The following is a 6,123-nucleotide window of genomic DNA, read 5'->3' on the forward strand; positions in this document are numbered from 1 at the left end:
ACAGGAGGCCGGCATGACCTCGATCAGCTCGGCGAGCCCGGCCTTCACCGGGCGCGACCCCGACAACCGGCTGTTCGGGCCGCTGCCCGACGTGCAGGGGGAAGCCGGCTACGACGGTGACCACCCGGCGCGGGTGGGCTTCTTCACCGACACCTCGGTGTGCATCGGCTGCAAGGCCTGCGAGGTGGCTTGCAAGGAGTGGAACACCCTGCCGATGGACGACGCGCACGGCGTGCGCGACGTCATCGGGCTGTCCGGGATGTCCTACGACAACACCGGTCAGCTCGGCGCCAACTCCTGGCGGCACGTGGCGTTCATCGAGCAGACCCGGACCGTGGACCTGCCGATGCCGACCTTCGGCCGGCCCGGGGACGACCGGCAGGACTCCGGCCGCTCGGTTCCCGACGGCCCGAACGACGACAGCCTGGCGACCGCGCAGCAGTCCAGCGTGCTCAACGCCGAGGCGCTCAGCGAGTTCGACCCGCAGACCGGGCAGTCGGGGACGGACAAGCAGATCCGCTGGCTGATGAGCTCCGACGTGTGCAAGCACTGCACGCACGCCGGGTGCCTGGACGTCTGCCCGACCGGGGCGCTGTTCCGCACCGAGTTCGGCACGGTCGTCGTCCAGGACGACATCTGCAACGGCTGCGGTTACTGCGTGCCGTCCTGCCCGTACGGCGTCATCGAGCAGCGCAAGGGCGACGGCCGGGTCTTCAAGTGCACGATGTGCTACGACCGGCTGACCGACGGGCTGCAGCCGGCGTGCGCCACCGCCTGCCCGACCCAGTCGATCCAGTTCGGCAACCTCGACGAGCTGCAGGCCCGCGCCGACGCGCGGCTGGCCACGCTCAAGGAGCAGGGCGTCGAGACCGCACGGCTCTACGGGCGCGACGAGGACGACGGCGTCGGCGGCAACGGCGCGTTCTTCCTGCTGCTCGACGAGCCGGAGGTCTACGGCCTGCCGCCGGATCCGATCGTGACCACGCGCGACCTGCCCGCGATGTGGAAGTCGGCCGGTGCGGCCGCGGTGATGATCCTCGGGGTGGCGCTGTCAGCCGTCCTCGGGTCGAGGAGGCTCAGGTGACCAAGCTCGCGAGGTCACCGATGAGCAGAGCACCGATCGGCACAGCTCCGACGAGCGCCAGCGAGGAGGAGCTGTGACCGAGGGCATCACGACGCCGGGCGCGGGCTGGCGGCGGGCGGACGGGCCGCCGGCGCAGAAGCGGCAGAAGCGGCGCCGGCGCGGCGGGGGTCGCCCCGGCGGCGAGGTGGCAATGGTCGAGGAGGCCGAGTTCACCTCCTACTACGGCCGGCCGATCATCAAGCCGCCGGTGTGGAAGACGCCGGACGTGCCGCTGTACCTCTTCCTCGGGGGTGCGGCCGGCTCGTCGTCGATCATGGCGGCGCTGGCCGACCTCACTGACCGGCCGGCGCTCACCCGCAACGCCCGCTACGTCTCCGGTGGCGCGGCGATCGCCTCGGTCGTGTTCCTCGTCCACGACCTGGGCCGGCCCGAGCGGTTCCTGCACATGCTGCGGGTGATCAAGCCGACGTCCCCGCTGTCGATCGGCTCCTACATCCTGGCGCCGTTCAGCGCGGCGGCCGGGGCGACGGCGGCGGTCGAGCTGCTCGGCTGGTTCCCGCGGCTCAAGCGCTTCGGCGGGGTGGTCGCGGCGCTGTTCGGCGGCCCGCTGGCGACCTACACCGGGGTGCTGTTCGCCAACACCGCCGTCCCGTCGTGGCACGCCGCCCACAAGGAGCTGCCGTTCGTCTTCGGCGCCTCCGGGATGGCCGCCGGCGGGGGTCTCACGATGGCGCTCAGCCCGATCGACGAGGCCGGGCCGTCGCGCAAGATGGCGGTGGCCGGTGCGGCGATCGAGCTGGCCGCGATGCACCGGGTCGAGACCGAGTTCGGCATCGTCAGCGAGCCGTACCACGAGGGCAGGGCCGGCCGGCTGCTGCGCGCGGCGAAGTCGTGCACCGCGGCCGGTGCCGCGCTCACCGTCGTCGCCGGACGCCGGCGTGCGGGCGCGGTCGTGGCCGGGGCCCTGCTCGCGGCCGGGTCGCTGCTCACCCGCTTTGGCGTGTTCGAGGCGGGCATGGCCAGCGCCAGGGACCCCAAGTACACCGTCGTCCCGCAGCGCGAGCGACTCGCAGCGCGGGAGAACGGGCACGCACCGACGATCACTCGCTGAGGCGGGTGTAGCCGCCCTCAACGCGGCCCCGCGGTACCGGCTCGGAGCGGTACACCCGGTGGGTTCCGCTCGAACATCTCACCACGCGGCGCCGCTGGGGGAAGCAGCGAGATGGACGGCACCAGCGGCCCTGGTCGGGGACCGAGTCCGGACGCCGGGCCGTATTCAGCGTCCACATCGAGCCCGGCACCGCCGTTGAGATCACCCGTCGCTTCGAGCGGCTCGTCCCACGCCTGCCCAGCTGGACAGGCTGGGCGACGGCTGCCAGCGCGCCGCCCGGGCTGACCGGGTGGTCAACACCGACGGCCGACGATCAACTCGACGCACAGCGCCGGGGAGGCCGCTCACCCCCCTGTCCGCGCCGCTCGGATCCGCTGCAGGCCCCACCAGCCCAGTCGGCGCGCCACCGCGTCTGCGCCGGCCACGGGCGACCACGCCGAGAGCGGGTACACATTGACGTCTAGGCAGGAACGCACTTCCTCTGTCCATACGGCCGTCCACGGCTCCTCGGCGCCGAGGAAGTCGAACGCGGTCAGGCCACGGTTTGCGGCCTGCCGGACCGTGTGTAGCATCAGGAGATTGCCGGGCGAGCACCGGGCGAACTCCTCGTCAAAGCCGATCTTGAATAGGCTGTACCGCCCCTGCTGCTCGACGGCGACCTGGACTGCCACGGCTCGGCCGCCGATGCGCAGGAAAGCAAGCCGGGTGGCTTTCTCTTCCGCGGCGATCTCACAGAGCCGCAGCAGGAAGGAGCGCTTTCGGGGGCTAGCAGCGAGCGCCGTACCCGCCCTCATCTTCCAGCCGGAGGCCTCGACCGCGACAACCTCCTCGAAGAGCGGGCCGACCTGCTCGGGCGTGGGTTCCTCGACGGTCAGCTCCACCTGGCCCAGTTGCTCGGCGCGACGGAGCGCGGTCCGGAAGTCACCTCGCCGGCGCTTGCTGAAGTGGTGTTCCGGCTCGCGCCATCGCTTGTCCAACGCGATGGTGGGGGTTCCGACGACGAGCCTCGTGCGCACGAGCGCACGTCGACCGTGCATGGCTTGCAGAGGCGGGAGGAGTGGCGACTCGGCCGGCAAGCGCTTGAAGCGGAGCGGGACACCGCGACGTACCGCGTCCTCGACGAGAAGGCCCAGGCCACGGGCGTCGTAGCCGCGCACATCCATGGGCTCACTTACCTGCCGGACGCCGAGCATTTCCCACGTCCAGGGACTTCGGCGGTTGCGCACGAGCGGGAGGACGGCTGTCGGCACGTCGACAGAGCCGGCGACAGCAACGCCCAGTTCGTGTTCGGCGCCGTACACCTCGAGCCATGCCTGCACCCAGGCGTGTCCCCCGACGGCTGCACTCGTCGACGGGAGCGCGTCCCAAGCCGCGGAGGCTCGACTGACGTCAGCCGCACCGGTCAGCAGCTGCACTTCAGCATCCGCGGATGCCCTTGCCGTCGCATTCGTCATCGTTCCTCCCGGTGAGACCTGCACTCGGTGGCGGGGCGCACAGTAGGTCGCTCTCCAGCGTTCCGGGCCGGGTTCGCGCGCGACACAACCGAGGGCGGGTGTGGGCTCCGCGAGGCCGGTTCCGTGGCTCCGGGCTTAAGAAGACGTTGCATTAGTTCGTCAGTAGTCCTCGGGCGCAGATGAGGGTGACGGCCAGGCCGGGCGGGCCAGCGCGGTGATGGTCGTTCAGCGGTAGGCCGCAGGCTTCGACGAGCAGGTGGTACTTGCTGCCGGCCTTGCTGCTGTCGGTGGGGTTCGGGCCGGTCAGTGCACGCCCCTCTTCGCCCGGACGCTGACGGAGTCCAGGCTGGCTCGGTTCCAGTCCAGCCGGCCCTGCTCGCCCGGACGGTCCAGCACGAACTGGTGGAGACGGTCGAAGGCGCCGGCGTCGGCCCACTCGTGCATCCGTCGCCAGCAGGTCCAGCCCGACCCGTAGCCCAGCTCGGTGGGCAGCTTGGCCCAGCCGATCCCGGTGGACTTCACGAAGGCGATGCCCTCGAGTACGTCCCGGTCGGAGACCCGCGGGCGACCGATGCGGCCATGCACTGCTGGCCTCTGCGATGGGATCAGCGGCTCGAACAGCGCCCACAGCTCATCGCTGACCAGCCTGCGCCGCGGGGAAGACGCCGGCGAGGACACGCCCGACAGCCTGAGCCGAGCCGTCCAAACGGAACAGGGCCCAAAGCCCTACTTCTGCAACGTCTTCTTAAGCCCCGCCGACCGTGCCGCCTTCCGTCACGGATGCTCCGCGTCACTATGCGGTCATTCAGCGCGACCTCGGCACCGTCCGATGTGCATTTGTATACCCGGCGGATCACGAGCCGTGACGACTCGACCGAGCCTGTCTTCTCGCGAGCATTCAAGTGTTGCCCTCACTCGCCCCTTCCGGAAATTGTCCGTCTGCAACTGCTGCGAGTGACGGGTCAACGAAACGCCGCTTCGCTGTGGATTCCGAGCCAAGGAGCGTCCGTGTCGTTGTGGAGGGCGTCCGGCGAATTGCGACGTCGTCGCGCGCTGCGCCCTGGTGCCGAGCTGACGAAGCACCTGACCTGCTGCGCCCGGTGGCTGTGGCGCCTGTTCCTGACCACGGGTGCGTTCCTGCTGCTGGCGCTCGTGACCGACATGGCACGGGCGGACACGCCCGGGCCGGTCGACAGCACGGCCGACGATGTGTCGGGTGTGTCGGACGGCCTCGGCGATCCACAGGTCACGGACATCGGCACTGACACGGAGCTCGGGACCTCCGGGCCAGCATCTTCGGATGCCAAGACAGACGAGGGTGACCCGGCGGCCGATGAAGCCGACCAGGGTGACCGGGGCGACGAGAGCGCAGGCCCAGCGGGGCCCAACCAGGACGCCCCCTCGAACGAGGACAGCCCCGGCCAGACGTCCAGTGAACAAGGCGCCGACGATCAGTCGCCGAGTACGGACACGGACCAGCCGGGGTCGCCGGTCGCGGGATTCCCCAGCGCGGACCAGTCGGATCTCGATCCCGAACCAGACGGGGGATCGCCCGATGCCGAGGCACAGGCCGACTCGGCGTCCGAGCTGCCGAACACTTCTGCTGGCGAGAACCCCGCACCTCCGGACGAGAGTCCACCGCCTGCGGGCGGTGCTGGTGAGGAGCCGCCGGACGCCGACCGGCCGCCGAGCGACCCGACGCCTGACGTCGCCGCCTCGGAGCCCGCCGCTCCCGGACCATCGGCGCATCCGACTCCTGAGCCAGGGCTGCCCGACCCACCGGTCGAGCCCCGACAGCGGGACACCGATCTCTCGCCAGCTGACCCCCCGCCGCACCCCGCAACCCCGGATCCCACCGCTCCCGAACCGACGCCGCATCGAGTTCCGGAGCCGGGCGTCCCCAACCGACCGGCCGTGTCCGAGGTCGTCGGTGATGAGCCGCAGTTGCCCGAACCGCCGACAGCGCCGGTGTCCGAGTCCTCACCACCGGTCTCACCAGGCTCTGCGCCACCGATCGACTTTGTGTCCCCTGCACGGCCGAGCTCCGGGCCTCCACCGACAGCTGCGTCATCCACCGAACCCGCGCGGCACACAGACCCCGGGTCACCGACCGACCCGGTCCTCGATCTCTCGCTCAACGGGCCGGCACAGGCCACCTCCGCCCCGGACCGGATGCCCGAACCCGCGGCTCAACAGCGCCTCGGCTCGAACGATCCGACCGACGACGCCTCGGTCATGCCGGCCAAGGAGACCTCACACTCCGCCGACCGCCGGGAAGCCTCCCGGCCAGCGGCGCGGCACGACGGCGCGACCGGGCCCGGGCGCGGAGACCCCGTCGCGCCGGACACGCCCACTGACAGGAACCAGCGTAGTGAGCGGGCCGAGACCGCCCGCGCTGAGGACTGGGACCGCGACCCGTTCGAGCGCTGGCAGCGGAACAGCGACGCCGAGACCGCCCGCGCTGAGGACTGGGA

The 6,123-nt window shown here is 71.1% G+C and carries 3 protein-coding genes and 2 pseudogenes; 3 read left to right on the plus strand and 2 right to left on the minus strand.

Going from position 1 to position 6,123, the window contains the following annotated elements:
• The first annotated feature begins 13 nt into the window (after positions 1 to 13).
• Positions 14 to 1,084 carry a 4Fe-4S dicluster domain-containing protein gene (locus BLW63_RS24265; protein WP_091162017.1) on the plus strand — a complete coding sequence of 357 codons (1,071 nt, stop codon included), beginning with the start codon at positions 14 to 16 and terminating at the stop codon, positions 1,082 to 1,084.
• Positions 1,085 to 1,157: 73 nt separating this feature from the next.
• Positions 1,158 to 2,195, plus strand: coding sequence for an NrfD/PsrC family molybdoenzyme membrane anchor subunit (gene nrfD, locus BLW63_RS24270; RefSeq protein ID WP_091162018.1), 1,038 nt, complete (start codon positions 1,158 to 1,160; stop codon positions 2,193 to 2,195).
• Positions 2,196 to 2,539: 344 nt separating this feature from the next.
• On the opposite strand, the gene BLW63_RS24275 is transcribed toward nrfD, so the two are convergent.
• Positions 2,540 to 3,649: a GNAT family N-acetyltransferase gene (locus tag BLW63_RS24275; RefSeq protein ID WP_091162019.1), complete on the minus strand. Its 1,110-nt coding sequence runs from the start codon at positions 3,647 to 3,649 to the stop codon at positions 2,540 to 2,542.
• Between the two features lie 223 nt (positions 3,650 to 3,872).
• A pseudogene (locus tag BLW63_RS24280) lies at positions 3,873 to 4,336 on the minus strand (IS5 family transposase); the annotation flags it as partial.
• Between the two features lie 321 nt (positions 4,337 to 4,657).
• Here BLW63_RS24280 and BLW63_RS26420 point away from each other — a divergent pair.
• Positions 4,658 to 6,123 (plus strand): annotated as a pseudogene (locus BLW63_RS26420) (hypothetical protein); the annotation flags it as partial.

Origin of the sequence: Geodermatophilus africanus, from assembly GCF_900107105.1 — a bacterium.
Taxonomy (GTDB): Bacteria; Actinomycetota; Actinomycetes; order Mycobacteriales; family Geodermatophilaceae; genus Geodermatophilus; species Geodermatophilus africanus.

What these genes read in the sequence shown, in the direction of transcription:
- BLW63_RS24265 (WP_091162017.1), top strand. Translation starts at nt 14, where the DNA reads ATGACCTCGATCAGCTCGGCGAGCCCGGCCTTCACCGGGCGCGACCCC.
- BLW63_RS24275 (WP_091162019.1), bottom strand. Translation starts at nt 3,649, where the DNA reads ATGACGAATGCGACGGCAAGGGCATCCGCGGATGCTGAAGTGCAGCTG.